Origin of the sequence: Siccibacter colletis, from assembly GCF_025914095.1 — a bacterium.
GTDB classification, from domain to species: Bacteria; Pseudomonadota; Gammaproteobacteria; order Enterobacterales; family Enterobacteriaceae; genus Siccibacter; species Siccibacter colletis.
The window spans coordinates 221699-245071 of the sequence record NZ_CP074352.1 but is presented as its reverse complement, the minus strand read 5'-3'; the positions used below and the strand labels follow the sequence as shown (position 1 = coordinate 245071).

Here is a 23373-nt window from a genome sequence, read left to right as displayed (position 1 = left end):
CTTATGCCTCGCCCAGGTATGCACGGATAACATCCGGGTTGTTACGGATCTGCTCCGGGGTGCCGTTCGCCAGCGGCGTACCCTGGTTTACCACGTAGATACGATCCGAAATGCCCATCACCAGCTTCATATCGTGCTCAATCAGCAAAATGGTGGTGTTGTGGTGGTCGCGCAGCTCGACGATCAGCTCGTCCAGCTCTTTGGTCTCTTTCGGATTGAGGCCCGCAGCAGGCTCATCGAGCATCAGGATTTCCGGCTGGGTCACCATGCAGCGGGCGATCTCCAGACGACGCTGATCGCCATAGGCCAGGTTGCTGGCCTGACGGTTAGCGTGCGCCAGCAGACCGATACGCTCAAGCCAGGTGGCGGCGCGGTCCAGCGCCTCACTGTGGGTCTTGCGAAACGCCGGGGTTTTCAGCAGACCGGAGAACAAGCCGGTTTTCAGCTGCTGATGCTGGGCGACCAGCAGGTTTTCAATCACCGTCATCTCGCGAAACAGCCGCACGTGCTGGAAGGTGCGCACCACGCCCATGCGGGCAATCTGCTGGCCCGCCAGCCCTTCGAGATGCTGGTCACGCAGCATGATAGTGCCGCCGGTCGGTTTATAGAAACCGGTCAGGCAGTTGAAAACCGTGGTTTTCCCCGCACCGTTCGGACCAATCAGCGAGACGATCTCCTGCGGATGCAGATCGAGGGCGACGTTGTTCACCGCCAGCAGGCCGCCGAAGCGCATCATCAGGCCGTTTACCGATAATAAGGGCTGACTCATGCCTGCTCTCCTTTCACTTGCTCTGCTTTCAGCTTCAGCTGCGGACGCGTCATCGGCAGTAAGCCCTGCGGACGCCAGATCATCATCAGCACCATCAGGCCACCCAGCATCAGCATGCTGTATTCGTTAAAGTCACGCATCAGCTCGCGGGAAACCACCAGCAGAATGGCAGCAAGGATCACGGCGAACTGCGACCCCATCCCGCCTAACACCACGATCGCCAGCACAAAGGCCGATTCGGCGAAGGTAAAGGATTCCGGGCTGACGAAGCCCTGGCGCGCGGCGAACAGCGTACCGGCGAAACCGGCAAACGCGGCGCTGATGGTAAACGCCGTCAGCTTGATGCGCGTCGGGTTGAGGCCCAGCGAGCGGCAGGCGATCTCATCTTCGCGCAGCGCTTCCCAGGCGCGGCCCAGCGGCATGCGCAGCAAACGGTTGATCACAAACAGCGTCAGCACCACCAGCAGCAGCGCCACCAGGTAGAGGAAAATGATACGGTCGCTGGGATCGTACTTGATGTTAAAGAAGTTGCTGAAAGTGTCCCAGCCGCCTTCTCGTGCGGTGCGGCTGAACTCCAGGCCGAACAGCGTCGGTTTTGGGATCTGGCTGATGCCGTTCGGCCCGCCGGTGATTTCGGTGTTATTGAGCAGCAGGATACGCACGATTTCACCGAAGCCGAGCGTCACAATCGCCAGATAGTCACCGCGCAGGCGCAGCACCGGGAAGCCAAGCAGGAAACCCGCCCCCGCCGCGACCAGGCCCGCCAGCGGCAGACAGGTCCAGAACCCCAGCCCGTAGTAGTGATTCAGCAGCGCAAAGGTGTAGGCGCCGATGGCATAAAAGCCGCCGTAGCCCAGCACCAGCAGACCGGACAACCCCACCACCACGTTCAGGCCAAGACCAAGAATGATGTAGATCATCGTCAGCGTGGCGATATCCACGGTGCCGCGCGAGACCATAAACGGCCACGCCACCGCAACCACCAGCAGCGCGATGAGGAACAGCTTCTGCTTCACCGTCGAGCCGTCAATTGCCGGCAGAATAAACTTCGGCCCGGAGACCTTTTTCAGGCTGTGCTGGAACGCAGGACGCAGCAGCTGGAAGAAGAAGACGATGGCGGTGCCGATGAAAATCCACTGCCAGCGGATTTCCGACGCGCTACCGACCACCAGTTTTGTGCCGTCGAGGCCCAGCTGGACGCCCATAAACACGCTGGCCAGCAGGAAGAACATGGCCGCTGACAGCAGCGCCATTGCAAAATGCATCGGTTTCATACTTTTTCCACCTCCGGACGGCCGAGGATACCGGTCGGCATCACCAGCAGCACCACGATCAGCAGCGCAAAGGAGACGACGTCTTTATATTCGGTGCTGAGGTAGGCGGAGCAGAGCGCTTCGGTGATGCCGAGGATCAGGCCGCCGATCATCGCCCCCGGAATGCTGCCGATCCCACCCAGTACCGCCGCGGTGAAGGCTTTCATCCCGGCCATAAAGCCGATGTAAGGGTTGATTACGCCGTAGAACTGGCCGAGCAGGACGCCCGCCACCGCCGCCATCGCGGCGCCGATGACAAAGGTCAGGGCAATCACGCGGTCAGTATTGATGCCGAGCAGGCTGGCCATTTTCAGGTCTTCCGCGCAGGCGCGGCAGGCGCGGCCCATCCGGGAATAGCGGATAAACAGCGTCAGTGCCAGCATCGCCAGGAAGGTCACTACCCAGATCACCAGCTGCATGGTGTTGATGGAAGCGGCGAAGTTGCCGCTGCTGCCGATGACCCACTGGCCGTCAAAGAGGTTCGGCAGGGCGATGTCGCGCGAACCTTCGGTGAGGCTGACGTAGTTCTGCAGGAATATCGACATCCCGATGGCGGAGATCAGCGCAATCAGGCGTTTGGAGCTGCGCACCGGGCGATATGCCACCCGCTCAATACTCCAGCCGTAGGCGCTGGCGACCACGACCGCACCGATAAACGCCGCGCCGACCAACAGCCAGCTGGCGTCGATCCCCATCATCATTAACGCCGCGATGATCATGAAGGAGACATAACTGCCGATCATGTAGACCTCGCCGTGGGCGAAGTTGATCATGCCAATAATGCCGTACACCATGGTGTAACCGATGGCGATCAGCGCGTAGGTGCTGCCCAGCGTGACGCCGTTAAACATCTGCTGGAGAAAATAGAGGAACTGCTCGGACATAACGTAACCTTTTAGTAACCGGTTAGATCAGGGCGAGCGCTGCGCGACCGGGGCCGCGACAGCGCATTATTTCGCAACGACAGACGAACCGTGCTGAGCAACGGTAGACGACCCGTCGGCGTGCCACTGGAAGACGCCAAATTCAAATCCTTTCAGATCGCCTTTTTCATCCCAGTTCAGCGGCCCAATCACGGTATTCGCACCGTGCGTTTTCAAATCTTTCACCAGATCAACCGGCTCGGTACTGCCGGTGCGCTCCAGCGCCGTCGCCAGCGACTGCACCGCCGCATAGGTGATCCAGACGTACGGGCCGCTCGGATCTTTCTTCTGCGCTTTCAGAGCATCCACAATACCTTTGTTGGCCGGATCCTGGTCATAGCGCTTCGGCATGGTCACCAGCATCCCTTCCGCCGCATCGCCGGCAATGTTCGACAGCGAGGCGTTACCTACGCCTTCCGGGCCCATAAAGCGGGTTTTCAGGCCGGTGGTACGCGCCTGACGCAGCATCTGGCCCATTTCCGGGTAGTAACCGCCGTAGTAAACGAAATCGATATTCTCTTTCTGCAGGCGTGCCACCAGCGCGGAAAAATCTTTCTCCCCGGCGGTAATGCCGTCGAAGAACACCACGTTCGCGCCGCCCTTCTTCAGACCATCCTGAACCGAGCGCGCCAGGCCTTCGCCGTACTGCTGCTTGTCGTGGATGATGGCGATACGCTGAGGCTTCACACTCTCCAGAATGTATTTCGCGGCGGTCGGCCCCTGGGAGGAGTCGAGGCCCGCCGTGCGCATGATGGTCTGATAGCCGCGCAGGGTCAGTTCCGGATTAGTGGCCCCTGGGGTAATCATCAGGATGCCTTCATCCTCGTAAATATCCGACGCCGGCTGGGTCGATGAGGAGCAGAGGTGACCGATAACATACTGAATGCCATCGTTAATAATTTTGTTGGCGACGGCCACGGCCTGTTTAGGATCGCAGGCGTCGTCATACTCCACGCCCACCAGCTTATCGCCGTTGATGCCGCCTTTGGCGTTGATGTCGCTGATGGCCTGACGGGCGCCGTTAAATTCCATGTCGCCCCACTGTGCTACCGGGCCCGACATGGCACCGACCACCGCCACTTTAATATCGTCTGCCATCGCGGCGTGAGAGATTGCTAACGCTACCATCCCCGCGACTAACGTCTTCGCGTGTTTACTCATCCGTAGAAATCCCCGTTCGTGATGTTTCATCGTGTGTTTATATTTTGTTTTATTATGGTTAAAAAGCATTCTGTACTTTTATTGAACAACGCTATTTTTACCAATGCCTTTAATGGTTTAGCGAGGCTTTTCGTGAAAAAGCGCGCTAAAATCTCTATTTTTCAGGCGATTAAGCAAAGATAATATTCTGAAACACTCGGCAAATAAACAAAAAAAGCGCAGGTTGCAGCATAAAATAGCGACACATTACGTGGAATAAATCGCTATGTTTTAGCGAATTCCACTGTCTGTTTTTCATTCTGTGATGTTAAAAGCTGAATATGCCCGCTGTTAAAAAGTAATCACCTGGCACGGCGACGAAAAAAGAGAAAGCGCGGCAGGTGCTGAATTGGGTACACTTTCCTTCTCTTCGTTTTTTGGAAGGCGGTTTTATGAAACTTACCATCCTTCGTCTGGAAAGCTTTTCGCCACAGGATTTAACCGATCTCGGGAAGATCTGGCCGGAATATTCCAGCAACACCTTAAAGGTGGATGAGACGCACCGGATCTATGCTGCGCGCTTCAACGACCGGCTGCTAGCCGCCGTGCGCGTGACGCTGTCTGGTGCGCAAGGCGCTATGGATTCGCTGCGCGTCCGGGACGTCACGCGTCGCCGCGGCGTCGGCCAGTATCTGATTGAAGACGTGATGCGCGAAAACCCGGCGGTGCGCCACTGGTGGATCTCCGACGTCGGCGTTGAAGACCGCGGCGTAATGGCCGCGTTTATGCAGGCGCTCGGCTTCAGCGCCCAGACCGACGGCTGGCACAAGCAGCAGGATTGACTGCCGAAAACGCTGCATCTTAATTCACTTTAGCCTGCCCTGGCAGGCTATAAGTAATCCTGATCGAGTCGGTCATCGTAAACGTGACGTATTGCGAAGCGATAGAGCCGAAAGGACAAAAAGCCGAGCAACAGACAGCAACCCACCATCCAGAATCTGTATTCATTTTCAGAAAAGCAAGAGAACCAGACTGCGCTAAATACAGCGATTCCCAGAAAGGATGTTGCAACACCTTGAAGAAGGCGGGACAAAAGAAATAACACGCTTTTTTTGGTCACTGTAGCCCCTCAAAAAATAGCTGACAAACGCGGTCAAATTCGTTTTTGTCTGGTATTTCGCAGGCATCAATAAATGGTTGTACGCGCTCTTCTACGAGAAAATAGAGCAGATCAAGATTCCCCTTTGCCTTTAATTCTCGCTGTATTATTGGGTATTTAAGCGCCAACGCACGTGAGGTATAAATGGCCCTTGAGCTTTCACCACCTATAGCGATGACAGTGCCAAAGACAAGACCTGAAACAATTGCGACAGACAGCCGATTCGATATAACTTTCCCGAGGTTAATGCCAGTGATTGCCGTAAATCCGGTTTTACCTGCGAGGCTTCCTACAGCATATTCCCCAGCATGGGCAAAATTTTTGTAATCCACTCGCTCAAAAAACATCTGCAGAAACGGTCGCGCCGCCTCTTCAAGGCCTTTACGGTTAGCGCCACCAGATTTCACAAGCCATGCAAATCGATAAGTATCATCCTCATTCAGTCGCGTATTGTCGGTATCCAGCATTCTGTGCCCCAGGTAATACATATCTACCGGAAAAGCGATAAACCCTTTGATAATACCTTCAAGCAACGCATTCGAAATATTGACCGCGTTCAGCATCCGACGAGCCAGAGTATGTGCACTGTCCATAGCATTCCCCATTTACACTGGATGAATGCTAAGCGACGCGGCACAGGCGGACCAGAGACGCGAAATATTTTAAGATTTCGGCATAAAAAAACCCGCCGGAGCGGGTTTTTGTCAGGTCAGCGAGCTAGCGTTATTTCGCGTCGGTCGCCGTGCCGTTAGCGTGCCAGGTAAAGACGCCGAATTCAAAGCCTTTCAGATCGCCTTTCTCATCCCACGACAGCGGACCCATTACCGTGTCAACGCTGGCCCCTTTCAGGTATTTAGCAATTTCTGCCGGATCGTCGCTCTGGTTCAGGCCAGCCGCCAGCGACTGCAGTGCCGCGTAGGTGGTCCAGACGAATGCGCCGCTGGCATCCTGTTTCTTCGCCTTGATGGCATCTACCACAGGTTTGTTCGCTGGTACCTGATCGTAGTTCTTCGGCTTGGTGACTAACATCCCTTCCGCGGAATCACCGGCGATGTTAGACAGCGACACGTTCGCAACACCTTCCGGGCCCATAAACTGGGTTTTCAGACCCGCCGCGCGTGACTGACGCAGGATCTGGCCCATTTCCGGGTGGTAACCGCCGTAATAGACGAAATCGATGTTTTCTTTCTTCAGGCGCGCCACCAGCGTAGAGAAATCTTTCTCACCGGCGGTGATACCGTCAAAGAACACCACGTTTGCACCGCCCTTCTTCAGCCCGTCCTGCACCGAACGCGCCAGGCCTTCGCCATACTGCTGTTTATCGTGGATCACCGCGATGCGCTGCGGTTTCACTTTTTCCAGAATGTATTTTGCGGCGGTCGGCCCCTGGTCTGAATCCAGACCGGTAGTGCGCAGCACCAGCTGGTAGCCGCGCGCAGTCAGCTCGGGCGCGGTAGCCGCCGGCGTGATCATCAGAATGCCTTCGTCTTCATATATATCAGACGCCGGCTGGGTAGACGATGAGCAAAGATGACCAATCACGTATTTAATACCGTCGTTAATCACTTTGTTCGCTACCGCAACGGCCTGTTTCGGGTCGCAGGCGTCGTCATATTTGACCGCGACCAGCTTGTCGCCTTTGATGCCGCCCTTAGCGTTAATATCGGCGATGGCCTGTTCCGCGCCGGTGAATTCCTGATCGCCGTACTGGGCCACCGGGCCAGACATCGCGCCGACCACGGCAACTTTAATATCTGCCGCCATCGCCGCGTGGCTCATCGCCAGCGCAATACATCCAGCCAGTAACGCTTTGCCCTTCATTTTCATCCTGAGATCCCCATTGCTTGTTGTGATTGCAGTTGTTGTGTTGTTTGGATGACACGTTATTGCGCGCGTTTGCCGCGGCTATGTTTTTGATTACGGTATACGGCGGGTGTCATAGCAGCATACTCTGCTAAAAACATACCCGATTTTGTCTGATTTGGAATAGCAAATTTGTCGGTGGGCGGATTACGGGATGACACGCACAAAAAAACCGCCTCGCGGGCGGTTTTTTACGGTGAAGCGGAATTACGCTTCGATAGCGGCGCGAAGTTTTTTCATCGCGTTCTTTTCCAGCTGACGTACGCGCTCAGCGGAAACGCCATAGCGGTCGGCAAGCTCCTGCAACGTGGACTTGTTGTCCTCATCCAGCCAGCGCGCTTTGATAATCTGCTGGCTGCGCTCATCAAGACCCTGCATCGCGTCGGAAAGTTTATCCGCGGCATGCTCTTCCCAGTTATCGTCCTCAATGCCATCGGCAAAGTTGGAGGTTTTATCCTGGAGGAACAGCACCGGTGCCATTGGCGAACCGTCCTGCGCGTCATCGTCCGGCGACAGGTCAAAGGTCATGTCCTGGGCCGCCATACGCGACTCCATTTCGCGCACGTCTTTGCTGGAAACGCCCAGTTCGCGCGCTACCATTTCGACTTCGTCCTGGTTAAACCAGCCCAGACGCTGCTTGGTTTTACGCAGGTTGAAGAACAGCTTACGCTGCGCTTTGGTGGTCGCCACCTTCACGATACGCCAGTTACGCAGTACGTATTCGTGAATTTCCGCTTTGATCCAGTGAACGGCGAAGGAGACCAGGCGCACGCCCACTTCCGGATTGAAGCGACGCACGGCTTTCATCAGGCCAATGTTACCTTCCTGAATCAGGTCAGCCTGCGGCAGGCCATAGCCCGAGTAGTTACGAGCGATATGAACTACAAAGCGCAGGTGAGACAGGATCAGCTTTTTCGCTGCTTCCAGATCGCCCTGGTAATGCAGCTTTTCAGCAAGCTCCCGTTCTTCCTCGGCCGTCAACATCGGCCAGGTGTTAGCGGCCCGGATATAGGATTCCAGGTTACCAACAGGGGCTAGAGCTAAAGTTTGCATTTCTTTGGTCATTCAAATCCTCTCATTAGAAGCGTACTGGCTGAGGTCGTCCCTTTATAAGGCAACGAAGGCGCCAGTTCTTTGTGCAACGAGACGCTATTCAACACTTTTATCAGACAGTGAGGTTATCCACAAGTTCACTGCAACACTGTGAATAATTTACGCACAAATTGTGACATTACAGAAATCGTGCAGCAGGAATTTATGAAGTGGGTCCCTGCCCGGTGTCACTGGCAGGGACTTAGTATATCAAACTATTTTTATTCCGGGGTAAAGTGACGTAAATGTTGCACCGTCGCCAGCCAGGCGGCCAGCCAGCCGATCATGGAACAGACCAGCAGCAGCAGCAGGCACTCATCAAAGGATAACCCACTGATATCAAAGGTAGTGCCAAACACTTTCGCTACGTCAGTCACCGCTGACGAGAGCCGCATCACCAGAATTTCTGACAAAATCAGTGACAGAAAAGCGCCCGAAAAGCCAAGTAATGCCCCGCCATACAGGAACGGACGCAGGATAAAACCGTCGGTGGCGCCGATAAGCTTTTGCACGTTAATGGTATCGCGGCGCGCGAAAATGCTCAGGCGCACGCTATTGCCGATAACGAGGAATACGGCAGCGACCATCAACACGCCAATCATCGCCGAGACGCGCCCGACCAGCCCGGTCAACGCCGCCAGACGCGCAAACCAGCTGTCGTCCATGCGCACTTCATCCACGCCATTCACCTGCGAAACGCGGTCGCGCAGGGTAGTCAGCGCATCGGTGCTCTGGAAGTTGAGATCCGGTTCAATCACCGCCACAGCGGGCAGCGGGTTCTCTTCCAGCATATCCAGCGCGCCGCCAAAGCCTGACCAGTTGCGGAACTCACCCAGCGCTTCGTCTCGCGACAGGTAGTTGACCTTCGCCACGCCCTGCTCGGCCTGCAGCTGGCCAATCACCTGCGCCGCCGCATCGTCATCCAGGGTTTTGCTCAGGTATACCGTGATTTGCGGCGAAGGATAGTACTGGGTCGCCGCCTGGTTTACGTTCTTGTAAACCATGTAGCAGACGCTCGGTAGGGTCAGTGAAATCGCAATCACCATCACGGTAAGGAAGGTGGCCAGCGGTTTGCTGCGCAGATCGGCCAGCGCGCCCTGCCAGGCATAGCGCACCTGCTCGTTGATCCCGCCCTTGCGCGATTTCGCTTTCACATTGTTTGCTTTAGTACGCTTTTGCACAGATCGCCCTGATTCGCCAGACTTATTCAGTTTGTTGAACTTGCTCAGTTTGTTACTAAAGTGCCTGATATTATTCAGCGCATCCTTTTTATTCACCGACTCTGCCTCCATGCAGATGACCTTCGCTGAGGGTCAACACAGGATAGGGTCGGCGTGCGATGAGGCCGGTATCGTGAGTTGCCATCAGAACCGTTACCCCAACGCGGTTGAACTCTTCGAACAGGCGCAAAATCCCTTCCGACAGCGCGTTATCCAGGTTACCGGTTGGTTCATCTGCCAGCAGCACCGCCGGCTTATTCACCACCGCGCGGGCAATGCCGACGCGCTGCTGTTCCCCGCCGGAGAGCTGAATGGGGAAACTCTTCGCTTTATCCAGCAGCCCCACTTTATCCAGCGCCGCCGAAACGCGACGACGGATGTCCTCCACGCTCGCACCGGCGATAATCAGCGGGATAGCGACGTTGTCATACACGGTACGATCCATCAACAGGTGGTGATCCTGGAAGATCATCCCGATCTGACGGCGCAGGAACGGCACTTCGCGGTTTTTCAGGCGGCTGATGTCGTGCCCGCCGAAAAAGATATGCCCGGCGCTGGGCCGTTCAATGCCGCAAATCAGCTTCAGCAGCGTACTCTTACCGGCACCGGAGTGACCAGTAAGAAAAGCCATTTCGCCTGGCCGCATGTGGAAATTCACACCCTGCAGCGCCTGTCTCCCACCACGATAGGCTTTGCTGACGTGTTCAAAGCGAATCATTGTTAATCCTCTCGGGCAAAAAGTGCCTCAATAAAGTCGCCCGCGTTAAACGGACGCAAATCCTCAATGCGCTCACCAACACCGATGTAGCGAATCGGGATACCGAACTGATCGGCGACGGAGAAAATCACGCCGCCTTTAGCGGTACCGTCGAGCTTGGTCAGCGTAATGCCGGTCAGGCCGACGGCCTCGTGGAACAATTTGGTCTGGCTGATGGCGTTCTGCCCGGTGCTGGCATCGATGGTCAGCATCACTTCGTGCGGCGCCTCAACGTCCAGTTTTTTCATGACGCGGACGATTTTCTTCAGCTCTTCCATCAGGTGCGCTTTGTTTTGCAGGCGCCCGGCGGTATCTGCGATCAGCACATCCACTCCGCGCGACTTCGCCGCCTGAATGGCATCGAAGATTACCGACGCGGAATCCGCACCGGTATGCTGGGCGATAACCGGGATATTGTTGCGCTGGCCCCAGACCTGAAGCTGCTCAACCGCCGCGGCGCGGAAGGTATCCCCTGCCGCCAGCATCACCGATTTGCCCTGCTGCTCAAACTGGCGCGCCAGTTTACCAATGGTGGTGGTTTTACCCACGCCGTTCACGCCAACCATCAGAATAACGAACGGGGTTTTCCCTTCAATATTAAGCGGTGCGTCAACTTTCGCGAGAATATCGCTCATCTCTTCTTTCAGCAGGCCATACAGCGCCTCGGCGTCACGCAGCTGTTTGCGGCTAGCGCCTTCTGTCAGATTCGTGATGATTTTGCGCGTGGTTTCCACGCCAACATCGGCAATCAGCAGTTGCTCTTCCAGCTCTTCGAACAGATCATCATCGATTTTCTTGCCGCGGAACAAGCCGATAAATCCGGAACCAAGGTTCTCTTTGGTTTTTACCAGGCTGCGCTTCAGGCGCGCAAAGAAACCCTCTTTGGTCGGTTTTTCCTGCTCGGGAGCTGCTGCAGCCACCGGTTCGGCGATCTCCTCTTCCGGTTCGACCACCGCGTCGTCGGTGTTAGCCGCCGCCAGCGCCTGGGCTTCCAGCTCTTCGTCACTGAGTGCGCCGACGTCCGTCGCCTGCTCCTCTTCCGGCAGCAAGGCTTCCGGCTCAGGCTCCTGCACCGCTACTTCTTCCGGCAGTGGCAGAGTTTCGTGCTCTGGCTCTGGCGCTACCACCGGCTCAATGACCTCTGCCACCTCAGGCTGGGCCTGCTGCTCCGCCACGTTTTCAGTGACGTTAACCACCTCTTCAGCGAACTCATCCGGGTCCGGCGTGGTGGCTGGCGCAGCCGCGATCTCCTCAACAGGCGTAACCTGCTCAGGCTCGTTTTTTTCTTCTGTAACAGTTTGTTGCGTGTCGACCTGCTGGTCGATTTCTTCATCCTGCGCCCGATCTTTTTGACCTAAGCCCAGCCAGGAAAATAAGCCACGTTTTTTATTCTTTGCCATTGGCGACCACACTCCCCGCTATTCATCATGGCGCAGCTCCGGTATTGCGATGCGGAAGCTGAAAATTTTCGAATTAATTCGTGAGTCTACCACTTTCGACCCCTGGCGGCACAGCCTGAGGTTTCACCCACGCGTCTGCCCCGTTAGAATAGCCTCCCGGATTTAACATCGTAGCGATCACCATGAAAAAACCTACCCGCGGCGCAAGCGGCCAGATTCGTATTATCGGCGGCCAATGGCGCGGCCGTAAATTACCCGTCCCCGACAGTCCCGGCCTGCGCCCGACCACTGACCGGGTGCGCGAAACGCTGTTCAACTGGCTGGCCCCCCATATGGTGGACGCCCGCTGTCTGGACTGTTTCGCCGGCAGCGGCGCGCTGGGGCTGGAGGCGTTGTCGCGCTATGCCGCTCAGGCGACGCTTATTGAGATGGAGCGCGGCGTGGCCCAGCAGCTGAGCCAGAATCTCGCTACACTTAAGGCGTCTCACGGTCAGGTGGTGAATGCCAACACGCTGGAGTATCTGAGCAAACCCGGTCAGCCGTTCAACATCGTATTTATCGACCCGCCGTTTCGCAAAGGCTTGCTGGAGCAGACCGTCACCCTGCTGGAGCAAAATGGCTGGCTTGCCGACAACGCGCTGATTTATATCGAAAGCGAAGTGGAAGGTGGCCTGCCACCGCTGCCCGCCAGCTGGCAACCGCACCGGGAAAAGATAGCCGGTCAGGTCGCCTACCGCCTGTTTATTCGTGAACCGCAAGGAGCAACCGATGTTGATTAATCTTGGCCGCCTGCTGATGCTGTGCGTGTGGGCCTTCCTGATACTGAACCTGCTGCACCCGTTCCAGCGTCCGCTGAACATTTTCGTTAACGTGGCGATGATGTTCATGATCATCATGCATGGTCTGCAGCTGACGCTGTTAAAGGCGACCCAGCCGAAGGACGCACCGCCGATGGGCCGGGCGGAACAGTTCCGCATCTTCCTGTTCGGCGTGTTCGAACTGCTGGCCTGGCAGAAGCGGCAGCAGCTGAAAAAATAGCCGCTTTCACTGTGTTTTAAGAATGTCGCCTGCCCACTGACGTTGTCATTCGTGCCCGACGCCCACTAGACTGAAACATAGAGTCGTGCGCGTCGGGTGCACGTTACAATATCTGATTCAGGGACTTATCATGCTTTGGTCGTTTATTGCTGTCTGTTTTTCCGCCTGGCTTTACGTCGATGCGTCTTACCGAGGGCCTGCCTGGCAACGCTGGGTGTTTAAACCGGTTACCCTGCTGCTGCTGCTGATCCTCGCCTGGCAGGCACCGCTGTTCAGCGCCACCGGCTATCTGGTACTGGCGGGCCTGTGCGCCTCGCTGGCAGGCGACGCGCTGACGCTGTTCTCGCGCGAGCGCATGCTCTACGCCACCGGCGCGTTCTTCCTCTCCCATCTGCTTTACACCATCTTCTTTGCCAGCCAGATGACGCTCTCTTTCTTCTGGCCGCTGCCGCTGGTGCTGCTGGTTATCGGCGCGCTGCTGATCGCCACTATCTGGACGCGGCTGGAGACGCTGCGCTGGGCGGTGTGTACCTTTGTCGGGATGACGCTGGTGATGGTCTGGCTGGCGGGCGAGCTGTGGTTCTTCCGCCCTACCGCCTCGGCGCTGTCGGCGTTTGTTGGCGCAATCCTGCTGCTGCTGGGGAATATTGTCTGGCTGGGCAGCCATTATCGCCGCCGCTTCACGGCCGATAACGCCATCGCTGCCGCCTGCTATTTCGCCGGCCACTTTATGATCGTGCGTTCGCTCTACATCTGATCCACCGGGCGAGTGAAAAAACCGCCCGTCCTTCTCTTGACTCTGGACCTCACTCCAGAGTGTATGCTCCGAAATGAGAAAATTATCATTTCGGAGCCTGCCATGACGATTCGCCCGGAAAATGGCCCAGCGGTCCCCCGGTTTGCCACGTTGAAAATGCGCCCGCTTAACGGCGCCCCTGCCCCCGAGCCACAGCCGAAACCCGAAGCAGGAACCACCCGCTACAGCTGGTATATCGACGGCATGGACTGCCCTGCCTGCGCGCGCAAAGTAGAGAACGCGCTGCGTCAGGTGACGGGCATTGTCAGTGCCCAGGTCGCCTTTGCCAGTGAAAAGCTGACCGTAGATGCGCAGCGCGATGTGCGACAGGCGGTCAGCGACGCGGTGACCCGCATTGGTTTTACCCTGCGCGATATCGATGCTGCACCGGCGCAACCGCGCACAGCGTGGCGCGAACAGCTTCCGTTGCTGGCGCTGGCGGCAATGATGGCAATCAGTTGGCTGCTGACGCAGAGTGGCGCAACCCAGGCCGGGCAGGTTGCATTTATTGTCACCACGCTGGTCGGCCTGTGGCCGATTGCCCGCCAGGCGCTGCGTCTGATGCGCAGCGGCAACCCGTTTGCTATCGAAACGCTGATGAGCGTCGCCGCCATCGGTGCGCTGTTTATCGGCGCGACCGCCGAGGCGGCGATGGTGCTGCTGCTGTTTATGATCGGCGAGCGGCTGGAGAGCTGGGCGGCAACCCGCGCCAGGCGTGGGGTCAGCGCGCTGGTAGCGCTGAAACCGGAAACCGCGACCCGCCTGCGGGAGGGCAAGCGGGAGACGGTGGCGCTGGCGGCGTTGCGGCCCGGAGACGTCATTGAAGTCGCCGCCGGAGGACGCCTGCCTGCCGATGGCCGGCTGCGCAGCGCGTTCGCCAGTTTTGATGAGAGCGCCCTTACCGGGGAATCCGTGCCGGTGGAGCGTACGCGGGGCGAAAGCGTAGCGGCCGGTGCCACCAGCGTTGATCGACTGGTTGAGCTTGACGTGGTGTCCGAGCCAGGCCACAGCACTATCGACCGTATTCTGCAGCTGATTGAAGAGGCCGACGCGCGTCGCGCCCCGATTGAGCGCTTTATCGATCGCTTCAGCCGTGTCTACACCCCGCTGATTATGGGCGTGGCGCTGTTGGTCGCCATCCTGCCGCCGCTGCTGTTCGGCCTGCCGTGGCTGGAGTGGATTTACAAGGGGCTGACGCTGCTGCTGATTGGCTGCCCGTGCGCGCTGGTGATCTCCACGCCCGCCGCCATCACCTCCGGCCTTGCCGCCGCCGCACGCCGCGGCGCGCTTATCAAAGGCGGTGCTGCGCTGGAGCAGCTCAGTCGGGTACGCCAGGTGGCCTTCGATAAAACCGGCACCCTGACCCAGGGCAAGCCACAGGTAACCGTTATCCACGCGGCGGACGGGGATGAAAATGCGCTGCTGGCGCTGGCTGCCTCGGTGGAGCAAGGTGCCACGCACCCGCTGGCACAGGCGATACTGCGGGAAGCGCTGGCCCGCGACCTGCCGCTGAGCCAGGCAACCGACCAGCGCACGCTGGCGGGCAGCGGAATTGAGGCAACGGTGGCAGGGCGTAGGGTGCTGCTCAGCGCGCCGGATAAGCTTACGCAGGCGTTAAGCCCGGCGTGGCAGACGCGCATTGCGGAGGCCGAAGCCAGCGGGCAAACGGTGGTCGCGGTGATACGGGATGAACAGCTGATGGGGACGCTGGCCCTGCGCGATACGCTGCGTGAGGATGCCCGTCAGGCGATCGCGGCGCTGCAGCGTCTGGACGTGAAATGCGTGATGCTGACCGGGGACAATCCGCGCGCGGCCCAGGCGATAGCCGGGGAGCTGGCGCTGGACTACCGCGCCGGGCTGCTGCCAGCGGATAAGGTGGCGGCGGTGAATGCGCTGAACCATGACGCCCCGCTGGCGATGGTGGGCGACGGTATCAACGATGCGCCCGCGATGAAAGCGGCGAGTATCGGCGTGGCGATGGGCTGCGGGACTGATGTCGCGCTGGAAACGGCCGACGCTGCCCTGACGCACAACCGCCTCACCGGGCTGGCAGAGATGATGAGCTTAGCCCGCGCGACGCATGCGAACATTCGCCAGAATATTGCCATCGCGCTGGGGCTGAAGGGGATCTTCCTGGTCACCACCCTGGCGGGCATGACCGGGCTGTGGCTGGCCGTGCTGGCGGATACCGGTGCCACGGTGCTGGTCACCGCCAACGCGTTACGGCTGCTGCGCCGGGGTAAGCCTGCGCACCCACCACAAAAAACAAATCATCCAGTGCCAGAGCGATGGATCGGTCCGGCATCAAAACCGCCGCGCCGCAGGCGTTGAGTCCGGGCTGGCGGTCGGGAACCGCCAGAGGGCGCGAGCCCCGGGATGGGGTATCGCGCCCGACCGGAAGCGAAACGCCGGAGGCAAGGGTAGCCCAACGGGCCGGTTTTTTAGCCGGGAGCCGGGATGGCGAAGGGGGCGGCGGCGAGCCTCCTTCGTCCGTTCACGAGCAGCCGCGTTCCCATGTGAGCGCGGTGCCACGGTGAACGGAACCTTTGCCGTTCTACCATAGTCCTCACGCCAAACCCGGTGGATGCACGTTAAAGGTGGGTGCACTCCGTTTCCCCACCTGACAAGATCGAGGCGTCCCCACCCGCCGTTACGCTACATCATCCCCAGCATCCGCGGCAGCCAGAGCGAGATCGCGGGCACATAGGTCACCAACATCAACACCATAAATAATACCGCGTAGAACGGCAGCATTGAGCGCACCACCACTTCGATCTTCTGCTTGCTCACCGCGCTGGCAACAAACAGCACAGATCCCACCGGCGGGGTTATCAGCCCAATCCCGAGGTTCACCATCATGATCATCCCGAAATGTACCGGGTCGATGCCGAGAGCATTGGTTACCGGCAGCAGCACCGGCGTCAGGATCAGGATAATCGGTGCCATGTCCATCAGCGTGCCAATCAGCAGTAGCATGATGTTGAGGTACATCAGGATCACGTATTTGTTATCCGACAGCGCGGTAAAGAACTCGGTGATGCGCGTCGGGAGCTGCATGTAGGTCATTACCGCGCCAAACGCGGCGGCAAAGCCTATCAGGATCATCACGATGGTGACGGTTTTCACCGTGCGGCACATCAGCTTCGGCAGCTCGCTCCATTTGTAGTCACGGTAGATAAACATGGTGACGAAGAATGCCCACAGGCAGGCCACTGCCGCAGACTCGGTGGCGGTAAATATCCCGGAGAGAATGCCGCCGAGGATAATCACCACCGTCATCAGCCCCCACAGCGCGTCGAGAAGAATTTTAGCCGCCTGCTTAAACGGAATGCGCTCGCCTTTCGGATAACCGCGACGATGCGCAAATGCCAGACACATTACCATCAGGCACAGCCCCATCAGCAGCCCCGGCAGCACCCCGGCGATAAACAGCGAGGCAATGGAAACAGTGCCGCCCGCCGCTAAGGAGTAAATGACCGAGTTATGACTGGGAGGGATGAGAATTGCCTGCACCGAGCCGCTGGCGGTCACCGCCGCCGCATATTCCCGCGGATAGCCCTTCTTTTCCATCTCCGGGATCATCACTGTGCCGATGGACGCGGTATCCGCCACCGACGAGCCGGAAATAGCACCAAAGAAAGTGGAGGCCACGATATTCACCAGCGACAGCCCGCCGCGGATAAAGCCAACAAACACATAGGCGAAGTTCACCAGCCGACGGGCAATGCCCCCTTCAGCCATGATCGCCCCGGCGAGAATAAAGAACGGGATCGCCAGCAGAGTAAATTTATTCACCCCGCTGGTGATCTGAATCATCAGCGCTTCAAGCGGCAACTCTATCCACAGCGCCCCTACCACCGCACTTAACCCGACGGCAAACGCCACCGGCATCCCCAGCGCCAGCAGAATGGCGAGGGTGAAAAGCAAAATAAACGCGTCCATCTTTCACCCCTTAACTGTGATTACCAATCATCACCACCGGACGGCTCTCTTGCGAACCGAACAGCAGGCGTTCCACCACGAACAGGATCAGCAGCGCCGAACCCACCGGCAGCGGCAGATAGCTCTCCCCCGAGGTTAGTAACGGGAACTCCGCTACCGGCTGCTCCCACAGCTCCAGGCACAGGTGATAGCTGTACCAGAACATCAGCGCGGAAATAAGCAGCATCAGCAGGTCAACGATGCGGGCGCACAGCTGCTGCATTGCGGCAGGCAGGCGGTCGGTGAGCATGTTTACCGCGATATGCGACCCGGCGCGATAACTTACCGCCGCGCCAATAAAGGTGAAGGTCACCATGCAAATGATGGCGATGGGCTCCGGCCATGACTCACCGCGGTTCAGCACGTAGCGCGAGAAAATACCGATGGGGATCACCACCGTCATCACCAGCAGCGCCAGGCCAGCAATGGTCATGGCGAGCAGGTACAGCTTATCCATCCATCTCAGATACCAATGGGACATACATCCTCCAGGGAGCGTGCGCCGGGAAAGCCCGGCGCGGAGCGTTGCGTTACTGGACGGCAGCGATGGCGTTCATCAGATCCTGATGCTTGTCGCCAAACTGTTTACGGACGGGTTCGGTGGCTTTGATAAAGTACGCTTTATCGATCTCGTGGAACTGCACGCCGCCGGCTTTCATTTTGGCCAGCGCGTCAGTGTTGTAAGCGTTCCACAGCGTGCGCTGTTCGGCCTGGGCTTCACGGGCCAGCGTCAGGATTTTCTGCTGCTGGTCAGCGCTCAGTTTGTCCCACTTCACTTTGGAATAGAGCAGCATTTCCGGGGTGATAAAGTGGCCGCTGAGGGTGTAGTTTTTGGCAACCGGCAGGTAGTTATGCGCTACGAAGGTCGGCGGGTTGTTTTCCGCACCGTCGATGACCCCGGTCTGCATGCCGCTGAACACCTCGCTGACGCCCATAGCAATAGAGTTCGCCCCCATCGCTTTCAGCGTGGCGAGGGCCACCGGGCTACCCTGCACGCGGATCTTCTTGCCCTGCAGATCTTCCGGTTTGACGATCGGATCGCGGGTGATCAGGTTGCGGGTGCCGGAATCCATCCAGCCGAGGAACACCAGGCGTGATTTCGGGTTATTGGTCAGCTTCTCGCCGATGGATTTACCGATGTCGCCGTCGATGACCTTATGCATATGGTCTTCATCGCGAAACACATAGGGCAGCGTAAAGACTTCGATATCCGGCAGGATGGCAGCGACCGGTGCCATAGAGACACGAATAATATCTATCGCCCCCATCTGCGCCTGCTCGATCATCTGCTTTTCATCCCCCAGCACGCCACCCGGAAAGACTTTAATCTCCAGATCGCCGTTGGTTTGCTGTTTTAATTTTTCGCCCATGTTTTGCACCGCTACCACGTTCGGGTAGCCCTGCGGATGGACGTCCGCCGCTTTTATTACCTGCGCATTAACCGCAGCGGGGATCAGGAGGGTGGCACCAGACAGGCACAGGCCCGCCAGCGTTGGCAGTAATTTGAATTTCATGTGTCGGCTCCAGCAGGTATAGCGGTACGGTAAGATGTAAAACGTTGTTTTGATTTTCCGTATAAAAAATAGCCTGGCCGTAAAAAAGGCGTGGTGAAGCGCCTCACAAAAGCGATAAATTCTGAAACAGGGGTTTAAAGGGAATGCAAAGGAGGTTCAGGATGAGCGGCGTGGCCAGCCCATCCTGAGCGCCGTCACTGGCGTTTACGCAACAGATAACGGTAGGGAAGCGCGTCGGTTTGCTGGGCGAGTAAATCGTGTTCCATAAAGGTACAAAAACCCGGAATATCGCGAGTGGTTGCCGGATCGTCGGCGATAATCAGCAGCGTTTCGCCCGTCTGCATCATGCGCACCGTTTTGCGCACCATCATCACCGGCTCCGGGCAGCGCAGCCCTTGGGCATCCAGGGTGTGGTCGGGGTGTGAAAACTGGTCGGTCATTTTTCTCTCAGCTCAGTCAGAAACCGCGCTAGTTTACCCCCGCCAGGGCGTGACGCAAGCACGTTAACGGTTGCGCGTTAATTAACCATTGCAATAGCAACGTAAAGCAGTATCATGCTGCGGTTTTCGACGCTTGCGCGGTGGATTCTCCCATTGCGCAATCATGGTTTCACTGGGTTCCCTCACCCCATCGTTCAAAAAGGTTACATTATGCTGCCCTTATCGCTTCGCCAGCGCCGCACCGCGCTCGTCTGGCTGTCGCTGTTTCACTTGCTGGTGATCATCTCCAGTAACTATCTGGTTCAACTGCCGGTCTCCATCTTTGGTTTCCACACTACCTGGGGCGCGTTCAGTTTCCCGTTTATTTTCCTCGCCACCGATTTGACGGTGCGCTTCTTCGGCGCTCCGCTGGCACGACGCATTATTTTTGCCGTGATGCTGCCCGCGCTGCTGGTCTCCTACGTCATTTCGTCCCTGTTCTACATGGGAAGCTGGCAGGGGTTTGACGCACTGGCGCACTTCAACCTTTTCGTCGCGCGCATCGCCTCAGCAAGCTTTATGGCTTATGCGCTGGGACAGATCCTCGACGTGCACGTGTTTAACCGCCTGCGCCAGAATCGCCGCTGGTGGATTGCGCCCACCGCGTCGCTGTTTGTCGGCAACGCCATCGACACCCTGGCCTTCTTCTTTATTGCCTTCTGGCGCAGTACCGACCCGTTTATGGCGACGCACTGGCAGGAGATCGCGCTGGTGGATTACAGCTTCAAGGTGCTGATCAGCATGCTGTTCTTCCTGCCGATGTATGGCGTGATGCTGAATATGCTGATGCGCAAGCTGGCAGATAAGTCTGAAATGGCGACGTTACAGGCCGGTTGAGAGCACGCCGCAGAAGTTGTGATACCATGAGGAACAGTGCCGTTCCGGCAGTCTTAGGTAAAGGAATAACGCAATGCGCAATCTGGTTAAATATGTCGGTATTGGCCTGCTGGTGATGGGACTGGCGGCCTGTGATAACAATGACAGCAATGCCCCTGCACAGGGTGCAACGGCGGCAGAAAGCACCCCTTCCGGCCAGCCGGTTGAGCTGATGGACGGCAAGCTGAGCTTCTCCCTCCCGGCAGACATGACTGACCAGAGCGGTAAACTGGGTACTCAGGCCAACAATATGCACATCTACTCCGACGCCACCGGTCAGAAAGCGGTGATCGTCATTCTCGGGGATAACACCACCGAAGGGCTGGACGTGCTGGCGAAGCGCCTGGAAGAACAGCAGCGTACGCGTGACCCGCAGCTGCAGGTCGTCACCAATAAATCCATTGAGCTGAAGGGTCAGACCCTGCAGCAGCTCGACAGCATCATCTCTGCCAAAGGGCAGACGGCGTACTCATCGGTACTGCTGGGTAAAGTGGACAACAAGCTGCTGACCCTGCAGATCACGCTCCCGGCTGACAACCAGCAGGAAGCGCAGAGCGCGGCGGAAAACATCATCAACACCGTTGTGATCAAGTAATCACGCCGGCGTTGACGGGGCCTGAGGCGGTTGCGCCTCGGGCCTTTTTTTCATCCGCCATCCCAGCAGAAGCCCGGCAATACACAGCCCCGCCGCCGCCAGATAGATCACCGGAATCCCGGCATACGCCATCACCAGCCCCGCCAGCGGCCCGGTAATACCCAGCGACAGATCCATAAACACCGTGTAGGTGGCCAGCGCGCTGCCCTGGTTCTGCTGCGGCACCGCTTTCACCGCCACCACCCCGAGCGCCGGGAAGATCAGCGAGAAGCCCGCCCCGGTGAGGAAGGTTCCGGCTTTCGCCATCCAGGGATCGACCGCAAAGCCCACCAACAGCAGGCCCAGTGTCTCCACCGCAAAGCAGATCATTGAGACGTTCAACCCGCCGAGGCGATTAATGGCGTTCGGGAAAATGAGTCGCGCCCCGACGAAGGCGCAGCTGAACAGCGTCAGCGCAAAGGCCGCACCGTCCCACCCTTTCGCATCGTAAAACAGCGTAATGAAGGTGGCGATGACGCCAAAACCTGCGGACCCCAGCGCCAGCGCCATGCCGTAAAGCCAGACGCGTCCAAGCACCGCCCGGAACGGCAGCGGCTTGCCTTTGCTGGCTTTTACCGCTGCGCGCGGCAGGGCAAAGAGGATCGCCAGCAGCGCCACTGCCATGATGATCCCCGCCAGGCCCGAGAGGCCGATGGCGTGATAGCAGAGCACGCCCAGCGGCGCGCCGAGCGCCATTGCGCCATAGGTAGCAATCCCGTTCCACGAGATGACGCGACCAATATGCAGCGAGCCCACCACGCCCACGCCCCACAGCGTCGCACCGGTTCCAGCGAAGCTCTGTCCGGCCCCGAGGATCACACGCCCGAGACACAGCAGCGCCAGGCTCAGCAGCGGCCAGCCGGTGGAGAGGCCGGCCAGCAGATAGCACACGCCGCTCAGCAAGCAGCCGCACAGGCCAAACACCACGATTTTTTTCGGGCCAAACAGGTCGGCATAACGCCCGGCGTGCGGGCGCGTCAGCAGCGTGGCGAGATATTGCAGGCTGATCACCAGCCCCGCCCAGAAGGCGCTGAACCCCATCACGTCGTGGACGTAACCGGGAAGTACCGCAAGAGGAAGACCGATGGTCAGGTAGCTGGCGAAGTTAAAGATAACAACGGAGACAATACGCAGGTTGAGGCGCAACCCGCTAAGCGCAGGCTCTTCGGCATGGCCGGACATAACATTCACCACGATTTTAAAACGAGGGTTCAGTATAACGTTTTCCGATCAAAGCGGAAGCCGCACAGTTTCAGACAGCCGCCCTCCGCGTCTGGCCGCGAACGCACTACACTAAACAGGCTTACAATAAAAAGGGACTACACATGACTACACCGCAGAACGACAAGCCTGGCCTGCACATGCTGCAGAAGCTGGCCGCGCTGGTCATTATCCTCGCGGGACTCCACGCGGCGGCGGATATTCTGGTGCCGCTGCTGCTGGCCGCGTTCTTTGCCATTGTTCTTAACCCACTGGTGACCTGGTTTATCCGCCGCGGCGTCAACCGCCCGATGGCAATCACCATCGTGGTGCTGGTGATGCTGGTCGGCCTCACCGCGCTGTTTGGCGTGCTGGCCGCCTCGCTCAACGAGTTTGTCGCCATGCTGCCGAAGTACAACAAAGAGCTGACGCGCAAACTTTATAATTTGCAGGAGTATCTTCCGTTCCTGAATCTGCACGTCTCGCCGGAACGCATGTTGCAGCGCATGGACTCCGACAAGATGATGGCCTTCGCCACCACCCTGATGACCGGGCTGTCCGGCGCGATGGCCAGCATAGGTCTGCTGGTCATGACGGTGGTGTTCATGCTGTTTGAAGTGCGCCACCTGCCCTACAAACTGCGCTTTGCGCTGGCTAATCCGCAGATCCACATCGCCGGTCTGCACCGGGCGCTGAAGGGCGTGAGCCACTATCTGGCGCTGAAAACGCTGATCAGCGTCTGGACCGGGTTGATTATCTGGCTGGGGCTGATGCTGCTCGACGTGCAGTTTGCGCTGATGTGGGGCGTGCTGGGCTTCCTGCTCAACTACATTCCCAACATCGGTTCAGTGCTTTCCGCCATTCCGCCGATGATTCAGGCGCTGCTGTTCAACGGCTTCTACGAGTGTGTGATGGTCGGCGCGCTGTTCCTGGTGGTGCACATGGTGCTCGGCAATATGGTGGAGCCGCGCATGATGGGCCATCGCCTCGGCATGTCCACGCTGGTGGTGTTCCTCTCGCTGCTGTTCTGGGGCTGGCTGCTTGGTCCGGTGGGAATGCTGCTCTCGGTGCCGCTCACCAGCGTGTGCAAAATCTGGATGGAAACCACCCACGGCGGCAGCAAAATTGCCGTGCTACTGGGGCCTGGCCGACCTAAAAGTCGCCTGCCCGGATAGCAAAAAAAAGCCTGCACATGCAGGCTTTTTTATTACCCGATAAC

At 58.1% G+C, this 23373-nt stretch carries 22 protein-coding genes and 1 pseudogene; 8 read left to right on the top strand and 15 right to left on the bottom strand.

Annotation, left to right across the window (positions count from 1 at the left end):
• Position 1: 1 nt before the first annotated feature.
• The 4 genes from livG to livK all read right to left on the bottom strand — a co-directional run bounded on the left by livG (position 2) and on the right by livK (position 4166).
• The gene (gene livG / locus KFZ77_RS01170) at positions 2-769 is read right to left on the bottom strand and encodes a high-affinity branched-chain amino acid ABC transporter ATP-binding protein LivG (RefSeq protein WP_031521873.1); all 768 of its coding nucleotides are present in this window, start codon (positions 767-769) and stop codon (positions 2-4) included.
• Positions 766-2043: a high-affinity branched-chain amino acid ABC transporter permease LivM gene (locus KFZ77_RS01165; RefSeq protein ID WP_264385234.1), complete on the bottom strand. Its 1278-nt coding sequence runs from the start codon at positions 2041-2043 to the stop codon at positions 766-768. Before KFZ77_RS01165 ends, livG begins: the two co-directional genes overlap by 4 nt.
• The gene (gene livH / locus KFZ77_RS01160; RefSeq protein WP_031521877.1) at positions 2040-2966 is read right to left on the bottom strand and encodes a high-affinity branched-chain amino acid ABC transporter permease LivH; all 927 of its coding nucleotides are present in this window, start codon (positions 2964-2966) and stop codon (positions 2040-2042) included. Before livH ends, KFZ77_RS01165 begins: the two co-directional genes overlap by 4 nt.
• Before the next feature lie 66 nt (positions 2967-3032).
• Complete coding sequence (gene livK / locus KFZ77_RS01155; RefSeq protein WP_264385233.1) at positions 3033-4166, bottom strand: high-affinity branched-chain amino acid ABC transporter substrate-binding protein LivK; 1134 nt, start codon at positions 4164-4166, stop codon at positions 3033-3035.
• A gap of 431 nt (positions 4167-4597) precedes the next feature.
• On the opposite strand from livK, the gene panM reads away from it, so the two are divergent.
• Complete coding sequence (gene panM / locus KFZ77_RS01150; RefSeq protein WP_264385232.1) at positions 4598-4987, top strand: aspartate 1-decarboxylase autocleavage activator PanM; 390 nt, start codon at positions 4598-4600, stop codon at positions 4985-4987.
• 274 nt (positions 4988-5261) lie between these two features.
• Here panM and KFZ77_RS01145 read toward each other — a convergent pair whose 3' ends face one another.
• The 6 genes from KFZ77_RS01145 to ftsY form a co-directional block, all read right to left on the bottom strand.
• Positions 5262-5897: a hypothetical protein gene (locus tag KFZ77_RS01145; protein ID WP_264385231.1), complete on the bottom strand. Its 636-nt coding sequence runs from the start codon at positions 5895-5897 to the stop codon at positions 5262-5264.
• Positions 5898-6027: 130 nt separating this feature from the next.
• Complete coding sequence (locus KFZ77_RS01140; protein WP_152548382.1) at positions 6028-7131, bottom strand: branched-chain amino acid ABC transporter substrate-binding protein; 1104 nt, start codon at positions 7129-7131, stop codon at positions 6028-6030.
• 243 nt (positions 7132-7374) lie between these two features.
• Positions 7375-8232, bottom strand: coding sequence for an RNA polymerase sigma factor RpoH (rpoH, locus tag KFZ77_RS01135; protein WP_031521886.1), 858 nt, complete (start codon positions 8230-8232; stop codon positions 7375-7377).
• 248 nt (positions 8233-8480) lie between these two features.
• The gene (gene ftsX, locus KFZ77_RS01130; protein ID WP_035891259.1) at positions 8481-9536 is read right to left on the bottom strand and encodes a permease-like cell division protein FtsX; all 1056 of its coding nucleotides are present in this window, start codon (positions 9534-9536) and stop codon (positions 8481-8483) included.
• Positions 9529-10197: a cell division ATP-binding protein FtsE gene (ftsE, locus tag KFZ77_RS01125; protein WP_031521889.1), complete on the bottom strand. Its 669-nt coding sequence runs from the start codon at positions 10195-10197 to the stop codon at positions 9529-9531. Before ftsE ends, ftsX begins: the two co-directional genes overlap by 8 nt.
• A gap of 2 nt (positions 10198-10199) precedes the next feature.
• Positions 10200-11636 carry a signal recognition particle-docking protein FtsY gene (gene ftsY / locus KFZ77_RS01120; RefSeq protein ID WP_264385230.1) on the bottom strand — a complete coding sequence of 479 codons (1437 nt, stop codon included), beginning with the start codon at positions 11634-11636 and terminating at the stop codon, positions 10200-10202.
• 182 nt (positions 11637-11818) lie between these two features.
• Here ftsY and rsmD point away from each other — a divergent pair, with 182 nt between their 5' ends.
• The 4 genes and pseudogenes from rsmD to zntA form a co-directional block, all read left to right on the top strand.
• Entirely contained in the window at positions 11819-12415 is a 597-nt protein-coding gene (rsmD, locus tag KFZ77_RS01115) for a 16S rRNA (guanine(966)-N(2))-methyltransferase (protein ID WP_031521893.1), read from the top strand.
• On the top strand, positions 12405-12674 hold the full coding sequence (locus KFZ77_RS01110; RefSeq protein ID WP_031521894.1) for a DUF1145 family protein: 270 nt from the start codon (positions 12405-12407) through the stop codon (positions 12672-12674). The genes rsmD and KFZ77_RS01110 overlap by 11 nt, the downstream gene beginning before the upstream one ends.
• Positions 12675-12804: 130 nt before the next feature.
• The gene (locus KFZ77_RS01105; protein ID WP_031521896.1) at positions 12805-13431 is read left to right on the top strand and encodes a lysoplasmalogenase; all 627 of its coding nucleotides are present in this window, start codon (positions 12805-12807) and stop codon (positions 13429-13431) included.
• Between the two features lie 102 nt (positions 13432-13533).
• A pseudogene (zntA, locus tag KFZ77_RS01100) lies at positions 13534-15708 on the top strand (Zn(II)/Cd(II)/Pb(II) translocating P-type ATPase ZntA); the annotation flags it as partial.
• Positions 15709-16125: 417 nt separating this feature from the next.
• Here the strand turns inward: zntA and KFZ77_RS01095 are convergent.
• From KFZ77_RS01095 to tusA, 4 genes are all read right to left on the bottom strand, one after another.
• Positions 16126-17412 (bottom strand): TRAP transporter large permease, encoded by a 1287-nt coding sequence (locus KFZ77_RS01095; RefSeq protein ID WP_031521900.1) that lies wholly within the window; start codon positions 17410-17412, stop codon positions 16126-16128.
• A gap of 10 nt (positions 17413-17422) precedes the next feature.
• Complete coding sequence (locus KFZ77_RS01090) at positions 17423-17932, bottom strand: TRAP transporter small permease (protein WP_031521902.1); 510 nt, start codon at positions 17930-17932, stop codon at positions 17423-17425.
• 49 nt (positions 17933-17981) lie between these two features.
• Entirely contained in the window at positions 17982-18965 is a 984-nt protein-coding gene (locus KFZ77_RS01085) for a TRAP transporter substrate-binding protein (protein ID WP_031521903.1), read from the bottom strand.
• Between the two features lie 194 nt (positions 18966-19159).
• Positions 19160-19405 (bottom strand): sulfurtransferase TusA, encoded by a 246-nt coding sequence (tusA, locus tag KFZ77_RS01080; protein ID WP_031521905.1) that lies wholly within the window; start codon positions 19403-19405, stop codon positions 19160-19162.
• A gap of 210 nt (positions 19406-19615) precedes the next feature.
• Here tusA and KFZ77_RS01075 point away from each other — a divergent pair, with 210 nt between their 5' ends.
• A complete protein-coding gene (locus KFZ77_RS01075; RefSeq protein ID WP_031521907.1) occupies positions 19616-20281 on the top strand; it encodes a 7-cyano-7-deazaguanine/7-aminomethyl-7-deazaguanine transporter in 666 nt (221 codons plus the stop codon).
• A 73-nt stretch (positions 20282-20354) separates the two neighbouring features.
• Positions 20355-20915 carry a DcrB family lipoprotein gene (locus tag KFZ77_RS01070; protein ID WP_031521909.1) on the top strand — a complete coding sequence of 187 codons (561 nt, stop codon included), beginning with the start codon at positions 20355-20357 and terminating at the stop codon, positions 20913-20915.
• Here the strand turns inward: KFZ77_RS01070 and KFZ77_RS01065 are convergent, their stop codons facing one another.
• Positions 20916-22136, bottom strand: a complete 1221-nt coding sequence (locus KFZ77_RS01065; RefSeq protein WP_031521910.1) for an MFS transporter — start codon at positions 22134-22136, stop codon at positions 20916-20918.
• A gap of 143 nt (positions 22137-22279) precedes the next feature.
• Here KFZ77_RS01065 and KFZ77_RS01060 point away from each other — a divergent pair, with 143 nt between their 5' ends.
• Positions 22280-23329 carry an AI-2E family transporter gene (locus tag KFZ77_RS01060; RefSeq protein ID WP_264385229.1) on the top strand — a complete coding sequence of 350 codons (1050 nt, stop codon included), beginning with the start codon at positions 22280-22282 and terminating at the stop codon, positions 23327-23329.
• The last annotated feature ends 44 nt before the right edge of the window (positions 23330-23373 follow it).